Origin of the sequence: Lysobacter auxotrophicus (assembly GCF_027924565.1) — a bacterium.
Classification (GTDB): Bacteria; Pseudomonadota; Gammaproteobacteria; order Xanthomonadales; family Xanthomonadaceae; genus Lysobacter_J; species Lysobacter_J auxotrophicus.
Window position 1 is genome coordinate 1,226,000 of sequence record NZ_AP027041.1, and the last position, 23,880, is coordinate 1,249,879.

Annotated in this window: 18 protein-coding genes; 6 read left to right on the plus strand and 12 right to left on the minus strand. The window is 68.1% G+C overall.

Translation table 11 applies throughout. From position 1 onward, the window contains the following. Positions 1–14 precede the first annotated feature (14 nt). Entirely contained in the window at positions 15–323 is a 309-nt protein-coding gene (locus LA521A_RS05595) for a hypothetical protein (RefSeq protein WP_281781342.1), read from the plus strand. Between the two features lie 51 nt (positions 324–374). Further along, a complete protein-coding gene (locus LA521A_RS05600) occupies positions 375–1,763 on the plus strand; it encodes an MBL fold metallo-hydrolase (RefSeq protein WP_281781343.1) in 1,389 nt (462 codons plus the stop codon). A 60-nt stretch (positions 1,764–1,823) separates the two neighbouring features. Here the strand turns inward: LA521A_RS05600 and LA521A_RS05605 are convergent, their stop codons facing one another. Further along, positions 1,824–3,650, minus strand: coding sequence for a monovalent cation:proton antiporter-2 (CPA2) family protein (locus tag LA521A_RS05605; protein ID WP_281781344.1), 1,827 nt, complete (start codon positions 3,648–3,650; stop codon positions 1,824–1,826). A gap of 344 nt (positions 3,651–3,994) precedes the next feature. Here LA521A_RS05605 and LA521A_RS05610 point away from each other — a divergent pair, with 344 nt between their 5' ends. Continuing rightward, the gene (locus LA521A_RS05610; RefSeq protein WP_281781345.1) at positions 3,995–5,305 is read left to right on the plus strand and encodes a DEAD/DEAH box helicase; all 1,311 of its coding nucleotides are present in this window, start codon (positions 3,995–3,997) and stop codon (positions 5,303–5,305) included. A gap of 66 nt (positions 5,306–5,371) precedes the next feature. Here LA521A_RS05610 and LA521A_RS05615 read toward each other — a convergent pair whose 3' ends face one another. Then, positions 5,372–5,812, minus strand: a complete 441-nt coding sequence (locus tag LA521A_RS05615) for a YybH family protein (protein ID WP_281781346.1) — start codon at positions 5,810–5,812, stop codon at positions 5,372–5,374. Between the two features lie 16 nt (positions 5,813–5,828). Next, a complete protein-coding gene (locus LA521A_RS05620; protein WP_281781347.1) occupies positions 5,829–6,866 on the minus strand; it encodes a L,D-transpeptidase in 1,038 nt (345 codons plus the stop codon). Positions 6,867–7,049: 183 nt separating this feature from the next. Between LA521A_RS05620 and LA521A_RS05625 the strand changes: the two genes are divergently transcribed. Beyond that, the gene (locus tag LA521A_RS05625) at positions 7,050–7,811 is read left to right on the plus strand and encodes an FkbM family methyltransferase (protein ID WP_281781348.1); all 762 of its coding nucleotides are present in this window, start codon (positions 7,050–7,052) and stop codon (positions 7,809–7,811) included. 32 nt (positions 7,812–7,843) lie between these two features. Continuing rightward, a complete protein-coding gene (locus tag LA521A_RS05630) occupies positions 7,844–10,888 on the plus strand; it encodes a hypothetical protein (protein WP_281781349.1) in 3,045 nt (1,014 codons plus the stop codon). A 131-nt stretch (positions 10,889–11,019) separates the two neighbouring features. Here LA521A_RS05630 and LA521A_RS05635 read toward each other — a convergent pair whose 3' ends face one another. The 8 genes from LA521A_RS05635 to trxA all read right to left on the minus strand — a co-directional run bounded on the left by LA521A_RS05635 (position 11,020) and on the right by trxA (position 21,650). Beyond that, entirely contained in the window at positions 11,020–11,790 is a 771-nt protein-coding gene (locus LA521A_RS05635; RefSeq protein ID WP_281781350.1) for a murein L,D-transpeptidase catalytic domain family protein, read from the minus strand. A gap of 487 nt (positions 11,791–12,277) precedes the next feature. Further along, a complete protein-coding gene (locus LA521A_RS05640; protein ID WP_281781351.1) occupies positions 12,278–14,104 on the minus strand; it encodes a DUF885 domain-containing protein in 1,827 nt (608 codons plus the stop codon). 201 nt (positions 14,105–14,305) lie between these two features. Further along, on the minus strand, positions 14,306–16,129 hold the full coding sequence (locus LA521A_RS05645) for a DUF885 domain-containing protein (protein ID WP_281781352.1): 1,824 nt from the start codon (positions 16,127–16,129) through the stop codon (positions 14,306–14,308). Positions 16,130–16,290: 161 nt separating this feature from the next. Continuing rightward, the gene (locus LA521A_RS05650) at positions 16,291–17,100 is read right to left on the minus strand and encodes a queuosine precursor transporter (protein ID WP_281781353.1); all 810 of its coding nucleotides are present in this window, start codon (positions 17,098–17,100) and stop codon (positions 16,291–16,293) included. A 39-nt stretch (positions 17,101–17,139) separates the two neighbouring features. Beyond that, positions 17,140–17,847: a DUF502 domain-containing protein gene (locus tag LA521A_RS05655; protein WP_281781354.1), complete on the minus strand. Its 708-nt coding sequence runs from the start codon at positions 17,845–17,847 to the stop codon at positions 17,140–17,142. A 73-nt stretch (positions 17,848–17,920) separates the two neighbouring features. Next, a complete protein-coding gene (locus LA521A_RS05660; RefSeq protein WP_281781355.1) occupies positions 17,921–19,927 on the minus strand; it encodes a bifunctional serine/threonine-protein kinase/formylglycine-generating enzyme family protein in 2,007 nt (668 codons plus the stop codon). Between the two features lie 172 nt (positions 19,928–20,099). Continuing rightward, positions 20,100–20,570: a DUF4442 domain-containing protein gene (locus LA521A_RS05665; protein WP_281781356.1), complete on the minus strand. Its 471-nt coding sequence runs from the start codon at positions 20,568–20,570 to the stop codon at positions 20,100–20,102. A gap of 198 nt (positions 20,571–20,768) precedes the next feature. After that, on the minus strand, positions 20,769–21,650 hold the full coding sequence (gene trxA, locus LA521A_RS05670; protein WP_281781357.1) for a thioredoxin: 882 nt from the start codon (positions 21,648–21,650) through the stop codon (positions 20,769–20,771). 102 nt (positions 21,651–21,752) lie between these two features. Here trxA and LA521A_RS05675 point away from each other — a divergent pair, with 102 nt between their 5' ends. Continuing rightward, entirely contained in the window at positions 21,753–22,373 is a 621-nt protein-coding gene (locus LA521A_RS05675; protein WP_281781358.1) for a DUF998 domain-containing protein, read from the plus strand. Positions 22,374–22,483: 110 nt separating this feature from the next. Here the strand turns inward: LA521A_RS05675 and LA521A_RS05680 are convergent, their stop codons facing one another. Then, complete coding sequence (locus LA521A_RS05680; protein ID WP_281781359.1) at positions 22,484–23,806, minus strand: metal-dependent hydrolase family protein; 1,323 nt, start codon at positions 23,804–23,806, stop codon at positions 22,484–22,486. Positions 23,807–23,880 lie beyond the last annotated feature (74 nt).

Sequence of the window (23,880 nt, forward strand, 5' to 3'; positions counted from 1 at the left end):
TCACGGAGCGCACGATGGACAGCACGGTTGCCACCGCCGCGTACGGCGCCAATTCGTTCCTCTTTCTCTGCATTTTCATCTTCGGCCTGATCCTGGCGGTCCTGTGGATCCTCGTGCCGTTCGCCGTGTTCGGCATCAAGGGCCTGCTGCGTCGCATCGCACGCAGCCTGGAAGTCATCGAGAAGCAGAACGTCGATCTGCTCGCCGCGTGGCGCGATACGCCGCGCGATTACGCGCGTCCGGCCGAAAGCGTCGTGTATCGCGACGTTCGCGCCGACGGCACGGTGGTGCGCGAGGAGCGCATCGTGCCGCCGCCGCGCTGACGCAACGCCGGACACGCTCCGTGCTAGCGTGCGCGCACGAGGAGGAATCCCATGCGCGTCCATTTCCACGGAGCGGCCGGCGAGGTCACCGGTTCGCTGCATGAAGTCGAAGCGGCCGGGCAGCGCGTGCTGCTCGACTGCGGCATGATCCAGGGCAGTCCCGAAGCGGAACGGCGCAACGCCGAAGCGTTTGGATTCGAACCCGCCGCGATCGATGCGCTCGTTGTCAGCCACGCGCACATCGACCACATCGGCCGCATTCCGTTGCTGGTGCAGCGCGGATATCGTGGGCCGATCCACGCGCAGCAGGCTACCGCGGAGCTGATGCCGATCATGCTGATGGATGCGGCGTCGATTTCCGAAGGCGACGCCGAACGCCACAACCGCTATCGCCGCGCCGGCGAACCCGAAGCGCGGCCGTTGTTCACGCGCGAGGACGTGACGGCTGCGATGGAACGGGTCCGTCCGCTTCCGTACGACACGCGAACGACGATCCTTCCGGGCGTGGACATCGCCTTCCGCGAGGCAGGGCACATCCTTGGTTCGTCGAGCGTGGAGTTGTGGGCGGACGGAAAAAAGCTCGTGTTCTCCGGCGACCTGGGGCCGAAGGGCACGCCGATCCTGCGCGATCCGGCGGACATCGACCGCGCGGACCTGGTGATGATGGAATCGACCTACGGCGACCGGTTGCACCGCGATCGCGCGGAGACGATCCGCGAGCTCGGCGACATCCTCAACGCCGCATGGGACGAAGGCGGAAACGTGCTGATTCCGGCCTTCGCCGTCGGCCGCAGCCAGGAACTGCTGTATTGGTTCGCGCGCCATTGGGACGAGTGGAAGCTGTCGCGCTGGCAGATCTTCCTCGACAGCCCGATGGCGGCGAAGGTGGTGTCCGTCTACGACCGCCACGCCGAACTGTTCGACGAGGACGCCCAGCGCGTGTGGCGCGAGAAGCCCAATCCGTTCCGCCTGCCGAACCTGCATTTCACGCAGACGCGCGAGGAGTCGGTGGCGATCAATCGCATCGAACGCGGGGCGATCGTCATCGCCGGATCGGGCATGGCGAACGCGGGGCGCATCCTGCATCACTTCCGCCATCGACTCGATCGCCGCCAGACGCACGTGGTGTTCGTGGGCTACCAGGCCGAAGGCACGCTCGGCCGGCGCCTCGTCGATGGCGCGCGCTGGGTGCGCATCCACGGCCACGACGTGCGCGTGAACGCGCAGCGGCACACGGTCGGCGGCCTGTCGGCGCACACCGACCAGCGCGGTCTGATGGCGTGGTATGGCGCGATCGCCGGCAGCGGCGGCGCCGCGCATCCGCCGCTCGCGCTGGTGCACGGCGAGGATCGCGCACGAGAGGCGCTCGCCGGCGAAATCGGTGACACGTACGGCGTGCAGGCCACGCTGGCGCGGCCCGGCGTGGTGCTCGACGTCTAGACGCGAGCGGAGCGCGTGGGCGCTCGCCCGCTGCTGCCGCTCACCGCTCGCCGTTCCGCATCACTCGTTGCGGCCCTGTGCCGCTTCCGCGGTTTCCGCAGTGAGCGGCGTGGCCGCCGTACGCGGCTTGGTGAACGGCGTCGGCGTCGGGCCCAGTGCAACGTTGCCGATCATCAGGCGCGTACCGGCCATGACGCCTTCGGCCAGCTCCAGCTGCACGCGTTCGGCGTCGCGGCGGCGAACCTCGTCGACGATCTCCAGCGCCTCGTCCTTCGGCACGCCGAGCTGGCACAGCGCGTGGTGGCCAAAGCGGATCGCCGACTCGAACGTCTCGCGCACCTGCACGTCGACGCCGGCGTTGATCAGCTCCAGCGAATGCTCGCGATCGAACGAGCGCACGAGCAGCTTCGCCTGCGAGAACTCGGCCTTGGCCAGTTCGACGATGCGGTTGGCGGCGTCCTTCTTGTCGACGCACACCGCGATGACCTGCGCCTTGTCGGCGCCGGATGCGCGCAGCACGTCCAGGCGCGTGCCATCGCCGTAGTAGATCTTGAAGCCGAACGTGCCGGCGCTGCGGATCATCTCGACGTCGGTGTCGATGATGGTGACGTCCACGCCGCGCGCAAGCAGCGACTGGCTGACGACCTGGCCGAAGCGGCCGAAGCCGATCATCAGCACACTGCCGGACAGGCCTTCGGCGATGTCGAGATCGTCGATCTTCTCTTCCTTTTGCTTCAGCCACGGCCGCGCCGCGAGCACGACCAGCGGCGTCAGGGCCATCGACAGCACGACGATCGCGGTGAGGTTGGCGTTCTGCGCGGCGGCGATCACGCCGCTCGCGGCGGCCGTCGAATAGAGCACGAAGGCGAACTCGCCGCCCTGGGCCATCAACGTGGCGCGATCGAGCGCTTCGTGGTGGCTCGACTCGGTCAGTCGCGCGACGGCGTAGATGCACAGCGCCTTGACCAGCATCATCGCCAGCACCGCGCCGAGGATCGGCATCCAGTTCTGGCTGACCACCGACAGGTCCAGCGCCATGCCGACGCCGAGGAAGAACAGGCCGAGCAGCAGGCCGCGGAAGGGTTCTACGTCGGCTTCGAGCTGATGGCGGAAGGTGGACTCCGACAGCAGCACGCCGGCGAGGAACGCGCCCATCGCCATCGACAGCCCGCCCAGCTGCATCAGCAGCGCCGAGCCCAGCACCACCAGCAGCGCGGCCGCCGTCATCACTTCGCGCGCCCGCGCGGCGGCGAGCAGCCGGAAGAGCGGATTGAGCAGCCAGATACCGGCCGCGACCAGCGCCACGAGCACGCCGGCGGCGATGCCTATCGAGGTCCAGCGCGATGCATCGCTGCTGGGCTCGCCCGGCGCGAGCAGAGCCACCAGCACCAGCAGCGGCACGATCAGCAGGTCTTCGAACAGCAGCACCGAGACGATCTTCTGCCCGTGGGGCAGGGCGATGTCGCCGCGTTCGGCCAGCAGCTGCATGACGATGGCGGTGGACGTCAGCACGAAGCCCATCGCACCGATGAATGCGACGACCGGCGCGTAGCCGAACAGCAGGCCGACGCCGGTGAGCGCGGCGGTGCAGGCGGCGATCTGCAGCGTGCCCAGGCCGAAGATCTGGCGACGCAGGCTCCACAGGTGCGAGGGCCGCATTTCCAGGCCGATGACGAACAGGAACATCACCACGCCCAGCTCGGCGACGTGCAGGATCGCCTGCGGGTCGGAGAACCAGCCCAGCCCGAACGGCCCGATCGCCAGCCCCGCGGCCAGGTACCCGAGCACCGAACCCAGCCCCAGGCGCCTGAACACCGGCACCGCCACCACGGCCGCGCCGAGCAACGCCACCACCTTGACCAGATCGGTCGAACCGACTTCCGCCATCTGTTTCCCCAATCACATGAACCGCATGGACCGATGAAGCCTACACGGGTGGCAAGGCAGGCCGCTTTCGCGTAGAGTCCGCCCCGTTCAGCGCACGGCTGCCTCCCCGCAAGGGTACGTTTCCCAGGTATGCCCGCCGTGGCCCGCATCGCGGTCCGAGCAAACGGCTTCTATCCCGCACGTCTTTCGTAGCGCAGACACGGCCCGGATCGTCCGGTCGCCGTCCAATCAGATCGCCGCCGGCGCGGTTCGAGGGAACGCCGGGGCCATCACGCGACGTAATGTTCGTCGCCGTCCCATGGGACGGTGCGACGCGATGGCGCGCGACAAGGAGCAACACCCGCATGACGTTCGAAACTCTCGGGCTTTCGCCCGCGCTGCTGCGCGCCCTGGCGGAGCAGAACTACACCACCCCGACCCCGATCCAGGAGCAGGCCATCCCGCTGGCGCTGGCCGGCCACGACCTGCTGGGCGGCGCCCAGACCGGCACCGGCAAGACGGCCGCGTTCGGCCTGCCGCTGCTGCATCGCCTGTCCAAGCAGACCGCACCGAACGGCTACCGTCGTCCGCGCGCGCTCGTGCTGGTCCCCACGCGCGAACTCGCCGTGCAGGTCGCCGACAACCTGCGCAGCTACGCCAAGCACCTGCGCATGAACGTCAGCGTGATCTTCGGCGGCGCCGGTATGGGCCCGCAGGTCGAGATGTTCCGCCGTGGCATGGACGTGCTCGTCGCCACGCCGGGTCGCCTGATCGACCACCTCGATCGCGGCACCGCCAAGCTCGATTCGGTCGAGCTGCTGGTGCTGGACGAAGCCGACCGCATGCTCGACATGGGCTTCCTGCCGGCGATGAAGCGCATCCTCGGCAAGCTGCCGCGCGAGCGCCAGACGATGATGTTCTCGGCCACGTTCGAAGCGCAGCTCAAGGCGCTTGCCGTGGAGTTCATGCGCACGCCCAAGCAGGTGCAGGTGGCCGCGCAGAACACCATCGCCCAGACCATCAGCCACCGCGTGCACGTGGTCGATGCCGGCCGCAAGCGCGACCTGCTGGTGAGCGTGCTGAGCTCGCGCCACACCGATCAGGCGATCGTGTTCGGCCGTACCAAGCACGGCTGCAACCGCCTCGCCGAACAGCTGGAAGAAGCCGGCCTCGCGGCCGTCGCGATCCATGGCAACAAGAGCCAGGCGCAGCGCCAGAAGGCGCTCAACGCGTTCAAGGCCGGCAAGGCGCGCGTGCTGGTCGCCACCGACGTCGCCGCGCGCGGTCTGGACATCCCGAACCTGCCGCTGGTGATCAACTTCGAGCTGCCGATGGTCGCCGAGGACTACGTGCACCGCATCGGCCGCACGGGCCGTAACGGCGCCAGCGGCGAAGCGCTGTCGCTGGTCGCGCCGGAAGAGGGCGGCCTGCTGCGCCAGGTGCAGAACATGCTGAAGACGACGGTGGAACTGGTCGAAGTCGAAGGCTTCGCACCGAGCCGCCCGATCCAGATGAACGCGCCGCTGCCGAATCCGCGCCAGAAGGCGCCGGCACAGCGTCGTCCGGCCAACCGTCCGCACGGCAAGCCGGCGCAGCGCCACGCGCACGCCGGTCCGAAGCAGCATCGCGGCGGTGGCCAGGGCCGCGGTTCGCGCAGCGGTGTCGCGAACGGCTGATCCGCGCTGCAACGTCGTTCGAATGCGAAGCCCCGGCCGATGCCGGGGCTTCGTCGTTTCAGGCGGTCACGCGCGTTGCAAACGTGCCTTGAGCGTTTCGTGCTCGATGGGCGCCGACGTGTGTTCGTGCACGACCTTCCACTCGCCATCGCGTCGTCGCAGCACCACCGTCATCCGGTTCGACAGCGAACGCAGGACGGCGCCGTCGGTTCCCTGCGCGCTGTAGGTGACGGTCGCATGGCCGCACGCCAGGTCGTGCTCGACGGACGATCCGACGTCGTCGAACGTCACGACCACGCGCTCGTCGCCGAGCGATCCGAACCAGCCTTCGGCCATCCGGCGCCATGCGGCCACGCCCTGCAGCGACCAGTCGCCCCACATGTCGAAGACGTGCACGTCCGCGTCGTACAGGCGAACGAAGGCGTCGACGTCCTTGGCGAAGACGGCATCGCGATACGCGTCGAGCATGCGGACGACGGGATCGTGCGATTGGCGTGCGGTGTCCATGGAGGCTCCGTGTCGATCAGGTTTGCGGTGGATCCGAATCGAGCACCTGCACCGGCGCGCCGCCGGTCGTTCCGGGATTCACGCCGGCGTCGGTGACCAGCATCACCACGCCGGGCGTGAGCAGCGGCAGCACGGCGGCCACGAAATCGTGCGGAATCACCACGCGATCGATCGTTTCCGGCCCGAGCAGGCGTCCGGCATCAGGACCGTTGCCCGGAATGCCGATGGTGCTCCAGTTCGGCATGCGCGTGCCGGGCAACAGCGGATTGTCGCCGTCGATGAAACCGTCCTTGACGATGTACGCGCGCGTGCCGAGCGGTTGTTCCGGGTTGCGGATCAGCACGCGCGAGCGGCCGATCTCGATGCCGTTGCGGAAGACGATGATGTCGCCATCCGCGGCGCTGAGCAGGAGCGACACGGGGCCTTCGGTCGACAGCTCCGGGCGCCACCGGTATTTCTGTCCCGCTTCCAGCGGCGGGATGTCCGCTTCGGCACCGGTCGTCGGATTGATCGGAATCAGCGCGCCCGGATGCGTCACGTCCTGTGGCGAACGACCTTCCTGCGAGACCACCACGACCATGCCCATGTTCGACGAATCGAACAGCAGCCGCGCGAATTCCGACGGAAGGTGCACGCACCCGTGCGACTCGGGATACCCGGGCAATCCGCCCGCGTGCAGCGCCACGCCGTCCCACGTCAGCCGCTGCATGTACGGCATGGGCGCGGCGTTGTACTTGTTCGACCGGTGATCCTTGTCCTTCTGCAGGATCGTGAAGACGCCGGTCGGCGTCTCGTAGCCTTTCCTGCCCGTGCTGACGGTCGTAACGCCGATGGGCAGACCGTTGCGATAGACTACCGCGCGTTGCTCGGTCAGGCTCACGACCACTGCCAGCGGGCCCTCGCGGCTATCGCCGCCCCAGATCCATTCCCCGGGTTTCAGCTGCGCCAACGGCGTATTCGCAGGACTCGATTGACGGGCTCCCCATACGGGAACCGCGGACAACGCGGTGCCGCAGAGCAACGACAGCGATAGTGCCAACAGGAGGCGGGACATTGCGGAATCCGTTCATCAAGGTCGGATCCAGCCTAGCCTGAAGAGAAGGCTTCCCGCCATCGGGAAGTGAGGTTTTTTCAGACGGTTCTCATTCTGCACGGCGAGACCGGCCGCCAAGATTCCACACATGACGCAGGGCTGTGGGCTCTGTCATCCAGTGGCTTTCAATCGAGGCGCATCATCATGAACAACCTGCACAACCCGGCCGAAGCGGTCCCGCAATTGTGGAAGACCCGCTACGGCGTCATGAATTCCGTGCCCGGTCGTTGCCCCGCATCCCGCTCGCTGGCGCAGTACGGCGAGTGGATCGAGCAGGAGCTCGACCAGCTGAGCGAGATCGTCGCCGACGATCAGCACGTCCTCGAATTCGGTAGCGAATACGGCGCGCATGCGTTGTGGTTCGCGCGCGCCGTCGGCGATCGCGGCAAGGTGCACGTCATCGAACCGCGCCGCATGGTCATGCAGCAGCTGTGCGCGAACGTCGCGCTCAACGGACTGCAGAACGTGCACACGCATCCCATGTGGCTGGGCAGCGCCAGCGCGATGGTCGAACTGGGCTCGGTGCTGCCGGGCCTGGAAAGCGTCAGCGAGCGCAAGGAACGCGTGCCGGTGCGCACGCTGGACGAACTCGACCTCGATGCGCTGCACCTGCTCAAGATCAATTACCCCGGCGAGCTGATGTCGGTGCTCGAAGGCGCTGGCGGCACGATCCGTCGCCTGCGTCCCAACCTGTATTTCCGCATGGGCGACCAGGACATCGCCGAAGAGGAAGTGCGTCGCGTGAAGGATCTGGGTTACCGCGTGTGGTCGCACCTGCCGTACCTCTACTCGCGCAACAACCAGGTCGGCAACACAGTCAACATCTTCCCCGGCCGCGTGTACCAGAACGTCATCGCGACGCCGCAGGAAGGTGGAGTCGCGTTCGAACGACTGATCGAGCTCTGACCGCGCGCGCGGCGTCGGCACGGGCGGGCAGCATGGACAGGGCCACTACCTCGCACGAAAGGCGCGCCGTTCGTCTGCGCGCCCTTCGCTGGCGCTTCGCCGCTGCGGCGGCGGTGCTGCTGGCCGCCTGCGCGCGATGGCCGATGCCGCTGCCCGGCGTGTCCGCCGCCGATGCGGCGCCGAAACTGATCGCCGCATCGGAGCCCGACCAGACCGCGTCGCCAACTCGCGCGACGACGCTGCCCGATCACACCGATGGGTTGCGCTCCAGGTTCGTTGACTCATCGAATGCCTACGGCGCCGGCTCGAGCGCCGGTGCGAAGGCGGACGTTGATGCGACGCCTGCGCCCGGCGTGCCCGCGAGCGGAATTGCGAGCGAGCCGTCCGTCGGCGATGCCACGACGGGTTCTTCCGTCGCGCCGGACGCCACCATCGTTGCGAGCGCGGCGACCGATGCTGGCGGCGGCGAAGCCACCGCTACCGATGTTCACGCCGCCCCAGAGGCGGTCGCCCAGATCGCGGTGCCGTCCGCCTCCCCGCCGTCCACGGCCGCAGGTGCCGCCTCCACGCACGCGGTCGGCGATGCGGCGCAGCGCGCCATCGCGGCGTCCATCGTGCCGGTCGCGCAGCGCGACGAACGCAAGCTCCAGGAGATCAACGAGCGGGCCAAGTGGTGGCTCATCGGCATCGCGGCCACGCTCGTGCTGCTTTTCACCGTTGGACGGCGCAAACGCCGCCCGCAGAGGGTCATGAAGATGAACACGCACAGAGCCGAACCGGTCGGAACGCAACCGCCGATGTCGCCGTCGCGCACGCGGGCGACCGAGCGTCCGCGTGTCCGCATGTTCTCCGCCTACGAGATCTATGCGCCCACCCATGAGTCGCACCGCGGGCCGTGGGAGGCACCGGTGACCACCGAGCGCGGGTTCGCGCACCGGTACGAACTGGGCGATGAAGTGGCTGACGGTCTGCTGTTCGTTCCCCAGCCGGAGTTCGCCCAAACGATGGCGTCGCCGGTTTCGCATGCATCCGATCCGGCCTCGTTCGCCGCGACGGTGACGTTACCGGCGAGCCACGCCGCGGAGCCGAGCGCGATTGCGGCGCCGGTCGAGGAAGCGATCGAGCCTGGCGTGCCGCTGGCGCTCCCGGCCGAATCGGAGCCCGAACCGCGAATGGCGGAAACGGCAGCGCTGGCATTCGTGGCCGACGTGCCGCCGGCCATCTCGGCGCCGGAAGTTCCTGTCGTCGCTTCCACGCCGCAGGTACCCGTCGCATCGCTTCCGGTCGATGCCGCCATTGCCGCCATCGCGGCGATTGCCACGGGTGAACGCGAGGCGAGGAGCGTGGGCGTGACCCGCGACCCGTCCGGCACGAACCAAACGCTTCCGACTCCGGAATCGCCCGCTGCGCAAAGTGCGCCGACGATGGCCGCGCCGGAGATCGCGCAATCGACCGGTGCGACGATGTTCGCGCCTGCCGAACTCGGGCTTACACCGGATGCCAGGCGCGAGCCTTCTCCTGTCGCGGCACTCGCTACCGACGTTCCGACCGAAGCCCCGGTCCAGGCGGCACCGAAGCCGGAAGCGAGCCGACGCGATTCGATCGAGGAGGCCCGCAAGCTCGTCGATGCCGCCGACTATGCGGGCGCGTTGGCGCAACTTGAAGACGCGATGCGTTCCTCGCACCCGCCGACCGAAGTCTGGGTGATGTCGGCGCTGTGCTGGTGGCAGATCGCGCGGGCCGATGGCGGCTCGAAGGCGTACGCAAACGCGGCCGATGCGATGGAACGCCTGCTCGAACGCGATCCGTCGCAAGCCGACATCTGGTATCGCGCGGGCAGCTGCCGACTGTTGCAGGCCGCCGGCGAACGCAGCGCCGCGCAGCGTGCGACGCTGGACCTCGCCGTTGCCGCACTGCGACGCGCGGTGCCGGACGGCGGGCAAGCCGATCCGCTGCGTGCGGCCACGCTCGGCGATGCGTTGTTCGAACGCGCGCTTGCGGCCACGGACGAAACCGCCGCCTCGCGGGCCAAACGCATGTCCGACGCGGTGCATGTATTGCGCGATGCGGCGCGGGCCGCACGCGATCCGGCGTCGACGGCCTCGTGGAAGTTGCAGCAGGTGCTGCAGGCGCAGGCGAACCTGTTGTCGAGCACGGACGCCTCCAAGGCGCGCCTGGAAGCCGATGCGATCCTCGCAGCCGGCGTCGAAGGCGCGACCGAGCAGGAGCGCCGCGGCTGGTACGTGGCGAAGGTGGAGAACGAACTCGCGCATGCCGAACTCGCCGAAGGCGCGACGCGTACGCTCCACCTGCGCACGTTCCGCGAAACCTATCGCGACGTGCTGACCGGCCCCGACGCCGCGCCGGAGCTTCTGCTGAGCTGGCTCGAACTGCTCGCGCTGGAAACCGGACATTTGCGGGGCGATGCCGCGCGCTCGCGCTTCGATGAAGGCGAGGCCATCCTCAAGCGGCTCGACGAGATGCTGCCGGGCAACGCGCACGTGGCGCTCGCCCGTGCGCGCCTGCTCCGCCGCCGCGCGGCGCAGTCCAATGCGGTGTCGCGCCCGGCGGCACTGTCGGATGCCATCGCGGGCCTGATGCCGCTCGTCGAGCGTGGCGATGCGCCGCAATTGCAGATCGAAGCGGCCGAACTGCTGCTGGATCGCGCTGCGTGTGTGCCGCCAGCACAGGGCAGCGAGGAACATGCGCGCGCCGAGGCGATGGCGTCGGGCCTGCTGGAGCATCCGGTGTTCGCGATGGCGGCGGCGCGATGCGTGTTGCAGGCGCGGCTCGGGCAATGGCCGGGTGCGATCGACGCATCGGTATGCCGCCGGCTGGAGGCCCTCGCCGGAAACGACGTCCGTTCGCGCTGGCTGCTTGCGCGCGCTGCATTGCGAAACAATGCGCCGCGCGAAGCCTGCGGTCATTGCGAAGCGGCGGCGCGTTCCGGCGTGCGACTCGATCAATCGCTGGTGCAGCTGTGGGATCAGGCCAGTCGCCAGTGGAGCTCGACGCTCCATGGCCAGAAGGATCCCGCGTGGCTTGCCAACCGCCAGAGCCTGCGTTCCGCGAGCTGAGCGGGCGAACCAATGCGCTGGTGATTGTTCGATGCCGCGTTGATGGAGTCCATGCGGCGATGTAGCCGTCGCCTTCAAACGAGCGCCCGGTGATCCGTCACCGCGGGTGACCGATCACCAGGCGCTCGAAATCAGCCGGACGTAGGGCCGCGCCCCTGCGTTGCATGCGCAAGCGTCCCGCGCGCAGCAGGGCAGTTCAGCAGCGCGGAGCGCGCGAGCCACGCCTGGTCGGGGTAATACGAGAACACGAACTGGCCGTCCTTGAGCAGGTCGATCATCGGGCGCGCCACGGCGCTTCGTACCGCCGGGCATCCCCAGCTGCGACCGAGGCGGCCCATGCGCTGTGCCTGGGCGGGATCCACGTACGGTGCGCCGTGCATGACGATGGCGCGCGCCATCGCCGCATCGTTCACCCCGGGCTCCAGTCCGCGCATGCGCAGCGAGTAACCGTTCTTGCCCGTGTACGTGTCGGCGGTAACGAACAATCCCAGGCTCGACTGGTGGCTGCCATCGAGGTTGGAGAATCGCGTCGCCATGTTGTCGCCCGACCCCTGGCCGTGCGCGACGACTTCCTCGTACAGCAGGCGGCCAGCCGCGAGATCGAACACCCACAGCCGCGGCAGCAGCGACGGACGGCTGTAGTCGATGACGGCGAGGCGGCGCGCGTCGGTGCCGACGCCGCTCGCCTGCGCGCACTGCATCGCCGACACGGCCAGCTCGAGCACCTTCGGATCGGCCGCCGGCGCAAGGCGCGAAAGCCAGCGTCCGCCCGGCTGGAGGTTCGCGGGCTTCGCCGGCGCCGAGGCCACCGTCGCAGGTGCGGGAAGGCGATCGGCTTCCGCTGCGATCGGCGCGGACAGCAGCAGGGCGGCAACGGTAAGAAAGCGCGGCAGGGCAGGCATGACGTCACGTGGGGTGCGAGGTCGGATCACAGGTCCGACGGGGCACCCGGAGCAGCGGCGGCCAGGCGCAGGAACCTCGAAATATAAGGGGCACGTGCGGGTTCACAACCCGTGCCCGACGTGGGCGCGAGGCTCGTTCAGGTCTGCGGAAGCGTCGTGTCCACGCGCGGAACAATCACGCGATTCCACCACAACGGGCGCCGCCTGCGGAAGGAATCGGGCAGGGCGGGCTCACCCTCGCCCAGGGCGTGAACCTGATCGGGCCCGGAGAGCACGAGCCGTCGCCCTCATCCGTGCGACAAGCCCACGGGGTCGCCGTTCATACCATGCCAGGCGGCGGCGGGCTGCTGCGCTGGTCTTGCGGTAACGACGAGCGGGCCACGAACGGCTTGAGCACCATCAACCCTTCGCGACCGCGACAAAGAAAAAGGCCGAGCCCAAGGGCCCGGCCTCCTTCCAATCGAACGCGAGAAGCGAAACCGCCGAATCAGCCCTTCTTGCTCGCGATCCAGCGGTCGATCTTCTGCTCCAGCACGGCCAGCGGCACGGCGCCGTCCTTGAGCACTTCGTTGTGGAACTCGCGCACGTCGAACTTGGCGCCCAGTTCCTTCTCGGCCTTCGCGCGCAGCTCCTTGATCTTCAGCTCGCCGATCTTGTACGCCAGCGCCTGGCCCGGCCACGCGATGTAACGCTCGGCTTCGGCGACGGCGGTGGTGTCGCTGACGGCGGAGTTCTCCTTCATGTACGCGATGACCTGGTCGCGCGTCCAGCCCTTGCTGTGCAGGCCGGTATCGGTGACCAGGCGGATCGCGCGCCACAGCTCGTTCTGCAGGTAGCCGAAGTAGGAATACGGATCGGTGTACACGCCCAGATCCTTGCCCAGCGATTCGGCGTACAGGCCCCAGCCTTCGGCGAACGCGCTCTGGATGCTCCAGCGACGGAACGCCGGCAGGTCCTTCAGCTCGATCTGCGTGGCGATCTGGAAGTGGTGGCCCGGGATCGCTTCATGCAGGTACAGGTCTTCCGCGTCCCAGATCTTGCGCGACGGCAGATCGTAGGTGTTGACGTAGAAGATGCCCGGGCGCGTGCCGTCCTCGCTCGGCGGGTAGTACTGGCCACCGGCCGCGGACTTCTCGCGGAACGGCTCCACCGGGCGGATCTCGAACGGCGACTTCGGCACCACCGAGAACTGCGTCGGGATCTTCTCGTTGACCTTCGCTTCCAGGCCGCGGTAGTACTTCAGCAGCTCGTCCTGGCTCTTGAACTCGAACTTCTTGTCGGTCTGCACGTACTTGAAGAAGTCCTGCAGCGAGCCCTTGAAGCCGACCTCTGTCATCACCTTCTGCATCTCGCCGTGGATGCGCGCGACTTCGTCCAGGCCGATCTGGTGGATCTGCGCCGGCGTGAGGTCGGTCGTGGTGCTCTGCTTGGCGTTGAAGGCGTACCACGCGGCGCCGTTGGGCAGCTTGTCCAGGCCGAAGGTGTCGCGCGTCTTGGGCAGGTATTCGTCCTGGATGAAGGCGCGCAGCTTCTTGTACGCCGGCATCAGCTGCTCGGCGATCATCTTGCGATAGGCCTCCGTCAGGCGCTGCTTGTCGGCGTCGCTGAACTCCTTGGGGAAGTTGGTGATCGGGCCCCAGAAGAGCGTGTCTTCCGGCTTGTCCTTGATCAGCGCGTCGAGCTGCGGGACGACCTTCTCCATCAGCGCCTTGGGCTGCACGACGCCGGCGGCGATGCCCTGCTTCATGTTGGCGATCTCGGTGTCGAACAGCACCGGGATGCGCGCGCCGCGGGCGAGCCAGTTGTCGTAGTCCTGCACGGTCTTGAACGGCTGCGCGCCGCTGCCGGAACCGAACTGCACGGCGAGGCTCGCGGTGCTGTCCATCTGGTTGACCGGGGTCATCCAGCCGGGGAACTGGAAGGATTCGATCTGGTCCTTCGCGTCCTTGGTGAAGATCTCGTAGTTCAGCAGGTCCTGGCCGGTGAGGCCTTCGGAGCCGACGGCTTCCACCTTGGCGAGCCAGTCCTGCAGGAACTTCTTCTGCTCGTCGCGATACTGCTGCGAACCGAAGTCCGGCAGCTCGGCGTTGTAGCGCGTGTCGCCGGTGAAGGTCGCCAGCACCGGATTGTTCTTGAGCGTCGCCTCCCAGAACTCGGTGTAGAGCTTGTTGAGCTGGTCGGCGCGGGCCTGCGGGGACTGCGCGTTCTGCGTGGCGGCGGGCTTGTCGGTCGCGGCGGTATCGGGCGCGGGCTTGGAGCAGCCGGCGACCGCGGCGGAGACGGAGAGGGCAAGCAACAACGGGCGGAGCTTCATGCGGTTCTCCTGGTGGATGGTGTGCGTCGGGCCGGTTCAGGCGGCTCGGAGCGCAGCGTAAGGCGGGCGGGCGACGGGAGCAAAGATCGCATTGCGGTTTTGCTGGCGTTTGTAGCCCGGGTAAGCGGAGCGCACCCGGGAACCTGTCACGCATGACCCGGGTGCGCTGCGCTTACCCGGGCTACAACAGCTCAGCGGGCCTCAGCCCTGCTTCTCGTCGATCCAGCGATCGATCTTGCGCTCCAGGATCTCCAGCGGCACCGAGCCGTCCTTCAGCACTTCGGCATGGAACTCGCGCACGTCGAACTTGTCGCCCAACGCCTTCTCGGCCTTCGCGCGCACCTGCTTGATCTTCAGCTCGCCCATCTTGTACGCGAGCGCCTGGCCGGGAATCGCCATGTAGCGTTCGGCCTCGGCGGTGGACTGTGTTTCGCTCTCGGCGGAGTTGTCGAGCATGTACTTGATGACCTGTTCGCGCGTCCAGCCCTTGCTGTGCAGGCCGGTATCGACGACCAGGCGGATCGCGCGCCACAGCTCGTTCTGCAGGTAACCGAAGTAGTTGTATGGATCGGTGTACACGCCCAGGTCCTTGCCGAGCGATTCGGCGTACAGGCCCCAGCCTTCGCTGAAGGCGATCTCGCTGCCGAAGCGGCGGAACTTCGGCAGGCCCGTCAGCTCCTGCTGCAGCGCGAGCTGGAAGTGATGGCCCGGGATCGCCTCGTGCAGGTACAGGTCTTCGACATCCCACGTCTTGCGCGTCGGCAAGTCGTAGGTGTTGACGTAGAACACGCCCGGACGCGAGCCGTCCTGGCTCGGCCGCATGTACGAACCGCCCGCGGCGGACTGCGCGCGGAACGGCTCGACCGGACGGATCTCGAACGCCGCCTTCGGGATCAGCGAGAACTGTTCGGGGATCTTCTGGTTGATCTTGTCTTCCAGCCCACGGTAGTACGCGAGCAGCGCCGGTTCATCGGCGAAGGTGAAGCGCGGGTCGTTCTGCATGAACTTGAAGAAGTCCTGCATCGACCCCTTGAACCCCACCTGCTTCATCACGCCCTCGATCTGGCCGTGGATGCGCTTCACCTCATCCAGTCCGATCTGGTGGATCTGCGCCGGCGTCAGGTCGGTCGTCGTCGAATTGCGCGCGTTGAAGGCGTACCACGCCGCGCCGTCGGGCAGTGCGTCCAGGCCCGACGTCGTGCGCGTCTTCGGCAGGTACTCGTCGGCCACGAACGTGCGCAGTTCGCGATAGGCCGGCATCAGCTTGCCTTCGATCAGCTGCTTGTACTGCGTCGTCAGGCGCTGCTTGTCGGCGTCGCTGAAATCGGCCGGGAAGTTCTTGATCGGGCCCCAGAACAGCGTGTCCTCGGCCTTGTCCTTGATCAGGGCATCGAGCTGCGGGATCACCTTCACCATCAGCGCGCGCGGCTGCACGACGCCGCTGCTCATGCCCTCGCGCGAATTGGCGATGGCCTGGTCGAAGATCACCGGCGCCTGCGCGGCGCGCTTGAGCCAGTTGTCGTAGTCCTTCACCGTCTTGAACGGCTGCGCGCCGGTGCCGGCGCCCAGTTGCACGAACGTCGCGGCGAAGTTGTAGAACTGGTTGATCGGCTGTTGCCAGGTCGGGAATTTCTCGGCTTCCAGCGAATCCTCGCGATCGCGCACGAAGATCTCGTAGCTCAGCAGGTCCTGTCCGCTCAGCCCGTCGCTGCCGACGTCCTTCACCTGCTTCAGCCAGCGCGTATTGAACTCGTGCTGCTGCTGGCGGTATTGCGCCGACAGCGTGTTCGGCAGCTGGTCGTTGTAGCGGTTGTCGCCCTGGAAGGTGGCCTGCAGCGGGTTGGCGCGCAGCAGCTCTTCCCAGTACTGCTCGTACATCGCGTTGAGGCGCGTGGCCTTCGCGCTCTGGGTCGCCGTCGCGGCGGGCGCCTGCGCGAAGGCGGCGGAGGGCAGGGCAGTGGCCGTGCCCAGGATCAGGGCGATGGCGAGCGGCAGGCGGAACGACGGGCGCGCAGGATGCGGCATGGGAAAAATCCGGGTTGACGGGCGATCCCGAAGGCTCGCCCGCCGGCCTGGAGGCGGCATGGGCCGAAGGTCATGCGGGGCGGCTGGACGTCGCGGTTTTGCGCAACGCGATCGCCATCCATCCGATCCCCGCCCTCGCGGGGATGACAAGCAGGTGCCGACTACACCGCCGCAGCCTGTTCGCGCAACTCGTGCGCGCGCGCTTGGCCGAGGTATCGGATGATCGCCGCGCGCACCACGTAGATCAGCGGGATCAGGGCGATCGCCGCGAGCATCTTGTACGCGTAGTTCACCGTGCTGACCGCGAGGAACAGCGAGGTCGGCCACTTCTGCGGCCCCAGTACGAAGGCGATGTAGAGCACGACGAAGCTGTCGACCAGCTGCGATACGGCGGTGGAGCCGGTCGCGCGCAGCCACACGTGCTTCTCGCCGGTGACGCTGCGGATGCGATGGAACACCGCCACGTCGATCAGCTGGCCGATGATGAAGGCGACCAGCGAGCCGGCGATCGTCCACATGCCCTGGCCGAACACCGCCGCGAACGCCGCCTGGTAATCCGCCACGCCCTGCGGCTGCGCGGCCTTCACCCACCAGTCCGCCGGCGCGATCGCGATGGCCGCGAACGCGAACACGAAGCCGTAGACGATCAGCCCCGCCGCGAGGTACGAGATCATCCGCACGCCGCGGCGCCCGAAGAACTCGTTGATGACGTCGGTCATCAGGAACACCACCGGCCATAGCAGGGTGCCGGCGGTGAAGCTCAGCGAACCGGTCTGGCCGAACAGATTCCAGTGCAGCGGCTCGATACCCAGGGTGTCTTCCAGCGCGAAGATCTTCACGCCGATGAACTCGGCGAGCACCGCGTTCACGCAGAAGAACGCGGCGAGGATGATGAACAACCGGACCGCGCGATCGTCGAGCGTGCGCTCGACGGTCGCGGGCGGAGCGGAGGCGGGCACGGATTGGCTCACTGCGCTTTCCCCTTCGCGCTGATCTCGTAAAGGTCTCGCTTACGGCGCCTTCTCGACTACCGGCGGCGGCGAGAACGGAATGGTGTCCGGCGCGACGGCGCCGCCGGAAATGATGAAGCTCATCGCCTGGTCCACGCTCCAGTCGGTCGGCGTGATCTTCTCCACCGGCACGATTTCCAGGTAACCGGACGTCGGATTCGGCGTGGTCGGCACGTACACCGCGGCGAGTTCGCGGCCGGTGCCGTGTTCGCGGATGACGCGCGTGACGAAACCGATGGACTTCATTTCCTTGTGCGGGAAATCCACCAGCACCACGCGCTGCGTGCCGTCGGGCTTGGTCTGCAGGATGTCGAGCAACTGCCGCGCGCTGGAATACACGATGCTCGCCAGCGGAATGCGCTGGATCAGCGCCTCGAACCAGCGCAGCAGGCGCTGGCCGATCACGCGACGCGCCATCACGCCGGCGAACAGGATCACCGCCAGCGTCGCCAGCAGCGCGAGCACCGTGCGCACCCACGGCTCATCCAGCCACGACAGCTGGCTATAGGTGTTCGCCACGTTCTCCAGCACCGGGCCGATCAGCGGCGCGCTGATGTCCGACAGCATCACGAACACGAACTTGACCACGACCCACGTCAGCCAGATCGGCAACAGGGTCAGCAGGCCGGTAAGGAAGAGCTTCTGCAGGCTCGGCTTGGGCGCCGCGGGCCGGATCGGCGCGGCGGGGGCATCGGGGGAGTTCGACATGGCGCGGATTGTAGAGCCGAACGGCTGTGCGTTCGCGGGCCATTCGTGGGCCCCGCGCAGGGGCGCTTGCGCGTCAACGCTCGCGAACGAGCCGGAAGCCCACGTCGTCGTAACCGCGCGAGGCGGCGAGGGTGCGTTCGGTCTGGCGGCTACGCCAGGAACCGCCTGCCACCTGGCGCTGCTGGCAGTTCTGCCCGCAATCGCGCAGCCACAGCGACACCGCGCGGCCGTCCATGTCCGGCGGCGTCTGGGTGATCTCTTCCGCGCTGGGCAGGCGATAACGGCGGCCGGTCTGCGCGCTGTACCACTGCGCATACGCCTGCGCATCTTCCAGCGAAATGCACACGACCGGATCGTTCTCGCCCTGCTTGAAGCCGGGCTGCTGCCAGTCGCGCGGATCGAGCATGCGCAGCAGCGAGGCGCGTTCGCGGCACAGCGCCGGTTCGCGCCCGTTCGCCGCGGCGAAGCGCGCGTACTCGCGGCGGCTCACCGGGCGCGGCGTCAGCGCGACACTGACCTTCGCGCTGCTCTGCGATGCGATGTCGAGCGTCGCGCCGCGCGCGAGGCCCTTCGGCAGCGCCTTGGCCTGCGCGAGCAGGCGCGCGTCGAACTTGCGCGGCAGTTCCATCTTGTCGGCGAGCGCGGTGAGGCGCTGCACGTCGGCGCCGTCGCGGCGCTTCACCGCCTGCTGCAGGCGCGCTTCGAGCGCCGCACCGGTGGCGTCGCGCAACTTCTGCTGCGCCGGGGAGGTCGCCGTGCCGGTCTGCTGGCCAAGCGCGATCGCGCGCGAATGCAGGTCGAGCGCGCGCTCGTCCTTGCCGTCCTTCACCGACCGCACGATCTGCTCGGAAAACGCGTCGGTGAGCTGGTCGATGGCCTTGGCGACGTCCGGATGGGTGCTGTCGGTGTGCCAGGCGAGCAGCACGCTGTCGAACGCGTTGGCGTCCTGCGGCTCGGTGAGGCGGCCACGCGCGATCTGCTGGCGTGCGTCCTCGAGCGCATGCTGCAGCGGCGCTTCGGGGAGCGGCTGGAGCATCGCGGCGGTGGGATCGGCCGACGGCGTCGCGTTCGGCGCGGTGGCGATCGGCGTCGCGGGCGCCGCCGGAACCGGCTCGGCATCGCGATCGAAACTGAAGGCGAGCACGACCAGCGTGACGGCGGTGACGCCTACCGTCGCCCACACCGGCATCGCCCAGCGATGCGTCGGACGCAGGCGCCGCAGGGTTTCCAGTGCCGGCGTCCACGGCTTGCGCTGCTGCACGGCGCGGATCGCGTCGGCCATCTGCGCCGCGTCCTGGAACCGGCTCGCCGCCTGCTTGGACAGCGCGCGGTTCATGAAACGCTGCCAGTGCCGCAGATGGTGGGGAAGCTTCGGAATCGGATCCTGCGCGTGCATCACCGCCATCGACAGCGCGTCGGCCGCTTCGAACGGCAGGCGCCCGGTGAGCATTTCCCACAGCAGCACGCCCATGCTGTACAGATCGGCGCGTCCGTCGACGTCTTCGCCGCGCGCCTGTTCCGGCGCCATGTACGCGGTGCTTCCGACGGCGAGGCCCGCCGTCGTCACGCGCGGGCCGAAGCCGCGGCGCAATGCGATGCCGAAATCGGCCAGCAGCACGCGCTCGCTTTCGTCGAACAGCACGTTCTCGGCCTTCACGTCGCGATGCACGACGCCGCGCGAATGCGCGTAGTCCAGCGCCGACAGCAACGTCTGCGCGATCTCGATCGCGCGCGGCTCGTCGCGGCTCAGATCACGCTGGCCCAGATGGCCGCGCGGCAGGTACGGCATCGCGTAGTAGGGCAGGCCGTCGTAGGTGCGGCCGACTTCGAAGATCCCGACGATGTTGGGATGTTCCAGTCGCGCGATCGTGCGCACTTCGTTCTCGAAGCGGCGACGGCTGACTTCGTCCGCCAGTGCGACAGGCAGCATGACCTTGATCGCCACCTCGCGCGCGAGCGCAAGCTGGTGACCCAGGTACACGGTCGACATGCCGCCGTGGTTGATCACCTTGTGCAGGCGATAACCGGCGATTTCCGGCAATGGCGATGCGTTGTCGTTGTTGCCTGCAGAACCGGACATCGCGGCCCCCTGTCGCGAAGCAGGAGCATACGCCGAGAGAGGGGAAAGCTCACGACGTGCGCATCACAACAACCATGTGCGCAAGGTCGTTGTTGCGGCGTGATGACGCGTTGCGTCAGTTTTTGCCGAAACCCCTGTTTTCAAGGGCAAATTGGGTCGTTTTTGGTCGGGCTCACTCGCCGTCGGACGGCTCGCGGTGCGCCGGCTTGCGCCGCACATAGAGCTGCTTGCGCACGCGCGCGACAACCTCGCCACTGGCGTCGGTGATATCGGTGTCAAACCACCGCAGCGCCTTGTCGCCATTCGCCGTCGCCGCGCGCAGCTCGTCGAGGACCTCGTCGCGCAGGCGGAAATCCGCGTGCACGGTGCCACGGCCGGGCTTCACGAACTCGATCTCGCCGGCCTTGTCCCACACCCAGTATTCGCGGCCGAGCGACTGCATCGCCAGAAGCATCCAGAACGGGTCGGTCATCGCGAACAGGCTGCCGCCGAAATGGGTGCCGACGTAGTTGCGGTTCCAGGGGCGCATGCGCAGTTCGACGTGCGCGTGGCGGTAATCGGGCGAAAGGGCGGTGACGTGGATGCCGCTGAAGAGGAACGGCGGCCAGAGGTTCAGGCCGCGGCGCAGGACGCTGGCTTTCATTCGGTGGGGCGTGCGTGAGGGACGCACAGCCTGCCATACGCAGGCGTATTGATCTAGCACGGCGGCGCTGCCGTAGCCCTGGTGCAGCCAGCCTTGGTACCCCCGGTGCGCGAGGAGCACCCGCGGGACGAATTGCGGCGTCCCCGGGTGCGCTTCGCTCACCCGGGCTAGAGGAGCATCAAACCCGAATCCCGTCACTCAGAACAGCAGCGACGACATCTTCCGCCGGTACTGGCCAACCAGGTCCTCGTCCTCGACCACGCGGAAGGCGTCGATCAGCGCCTTGCGGGGCAGGCCGTCCTCGTACGCCTTGTCGCGGCGGAGCATCTCCAGGAACTGCGCGAGCCCGGCTTCGGCGTCCCCGTCGACCAGCTTGAGCGCCCCCAGCAGATGGCGGGCGCGCAGGTCGTCCGGGTTGTTGGCGATGGCCGCTTCGAGCACCTCCGCCGGCGGCGCGTCCTTGAGCAGGGCGGCGAATCCCAGACGCGAGCGCGCCCGGACGGTGCGGTCGTCGGTGGCGAGGTTCGCCGGCAGGGCGTCCAGGATCTGCTCGGCTTCCTGCGCCGCGCCGGTGCGCAGCAACGCGAGGGCGAGGTCCAGGCGCAGCTCCGCGTTGTCGGGCGCCGCCTCGGATTCATGGCGAAGGCGGACGACTTCGGCGTGCGGGTCGACCGGTGCGGCCTCGGCGGCGGCCGGCGCCGCGTCTTCGGTCGCCTCCGCCGGCTGGATGCCGTGATGGGTCAGGAATTCACGCAGCTGGCCTTCCGGCAGTGCGCCGGGGAACCCGTCGACCAGCTGGCCGTCCTTGACCAGGAACACGGTCGGGATGGAGCGGACCTGGAAGGCGCCGGCCAGCTGCTGCTCCTTGTCGACGTCGACCTTCGCCAGGCGGAAGGCGCCGTGGTAGTCGGCCGCGAGCTTCTCCAGGATCGGCCCTAGCGTCTTGCACGGCCCGCACCATTCGGCCCAGAAATCCACCAGGACCGGCGTCTGCATGGATTTCTGCAGGACTTCGGTCTCGAAATTGTCGGCGGTGGCGTCGAAGACGTGGGGATTGGCGGTGGCGTCGGAAATCGTCATTCGGAAGGCTCGCGGGGCCGGATCGGCGATGCTGGGGACATGGGGGCGGCGCATCGGCCTGCCAAGCGGGCGCGGTGCGGGGCGTCACGCTAGCATGCGGGCATGAACCGTCCGTCCGCCTCGCGCCTCGCCTCGCTCGATCGCCACGCCGGCTGGGTGGCGGCCGCATGCTGCGTCGCCGCGCTGCTCGGTGTCGCCGCGGCGCTGCCGGAGTTCTCGCACGCGCAGCATCCGCTCGGACTGCTGGGCGCCGCCGGGGTTCCGGGCGCCGTCTTGTTCAACGTGCTGGGCTTCGTCGTGCCGGGGCTGCTCGCCGCGTGGGTGTTCGTTCGGTTGCGCGGGCGATTGCCGGTCGGCGCCGCGCGCTGGGCGGGGATCGGGTGCTGGATGCTGGCGCTTTCGGCGCTCGCGTTCGCCGCACAGGGCGTATGGCGGCTGGATCCCACCGACCTCGACGGCCCGATCAGCCAGCGCCACGCCACGATGTGGCTGCTGTGGTGGCTCGCCTTCGCCGCCGGCGCGCTCGTGCTGGGGCTCGGCCTGCTGAAGGACCGCGTGTGGCGCGGCGTGGCGGTCGCTTTCCTCGTCGCGTTTGCCGTCGTGGTGCTGCTGAACGCCTTTCCGCTGCTCGCTGGGCCGATCGCCCAGCGCGTGGTGCTGCTGGCATGGCTGGCGTGCGTGATCGTCGCGTCGCGTTGCGGCGGGATCATCCGCATCGCGTGACGTTCCGCGCTGTTGTAGCCCGGGTAAGCGCAGCGCACCCGGGGGCAATGCCGGCGTGAAGCAACCCGGGTGCGGCATTCGCCTTACCCGGGCTACAACCGCCTGACGGATCAGGCCTCCGGCGCGCGATACACCGCGCCGTCCTTCATCACGAAATCCACCTTCATCACCTGCTGGATGTCTTCGAGCGGATTGCCCGGCACCGCGACGATGTCGGCGCGCTTGCCCACTTCGATCACGCCCTGATCGTCGACGCCGAGGACTTCGGCCGCGCGGATCGTCGCGGCCTGGAAGGCCACCGGCGCCGGAATCCCCGCCTCGACCATGTAGATGAATTCGCGCGCGTTGTCGCCGTGCGGGCCCACGCCCATGTCGGTGCCGAAGGCGATCTTGACGCCGTTCTTGTAGGCGTTCGCGGCGGTCTGCTGGATCAGCGCGCCGATACGCTGCGCCTTCGGGCGTACGACGTCGGGGAAATAACCGTCGATCTTCGCCTTGTCGGCGACGAAGCGACCGGCGTAGATCGTCGGTACGTACCACGTGCCGTGCTGCTTCATGAGCTTCATCACGTCGTCGCTCATGTAGGTGCCGTGCTCGATCGACGTCACGCCGCCGAGCACCGCGCGCTTCATGCCTTCCTCGCCGTGTGCATGCGCGGCGACGCGATAGCCGTAGTCCTTCGCGGTGTCGACGATCGCCTTCACTTCCTCGACGGTGAACTGCGGCGCGTCGCCGGACTTCGCGTACGACAGCACGCCGCCGGTCGCGGTGATCTTGATGACATCGCTGCCTTCCTTGTAGCGCTGGCGCACGGCCTGGCGCGCATCGTCGATGGAGTTGATGACGCCTTCGGTCGGGCCGGGCGGGCCGATGAGGTGCGACAGCGCGTCGTTGTAGCCGTTGGTGGGATCGGCGTGGCCGCCGGTGGTGGCGATGGACTTGCCCGCCGCCCAGATGCGCGGCCCGGACACGAGCCCCTGGTTGATCGCGTCGCGCAGGTGCGGGCTGACTTCGCCACCGAGGTCGCGCACGCTGGTGAAACCGGCCATCAGCGTTTTCTTCGCGTAATCGACCGAACGGAATGCGTAGTCGACGTCGTCGAGGCGGAAGCCTTCGGAATAGCTCTGCGGGCTGGACTGGCTGCCCAGGTGCACGTGCAGGTCGGTCCAGCCGGGCATGCAGGTGTGGCCGCTCAGGTCCACGCGCGTGGCGCCGGCGACATCCGCGCCCGCGCCGCCGATCACCTGCTCGATCTTGCCGTTGCGCACCAGCAGCGTTTGCGGGCCGGTGAGTTTGCCGCTTCGGGCGTCGAAGACGTTCCCGCATTGCAGCGCCTGCGCCGCATCCTTCGCGGGCGGCGCGGTCTGGGCGTCGGCATGGACTGGAATGCTGGCGATGACGGCCAGCAGGGCAAGGCTGAGCGGCTTGAGCACGTACGACTCCCCGTGTGGTTTCGGTCCCCTGGAACGCTCGATTGAAGCACACGGCCGCGGCCGCGAAGGAGACC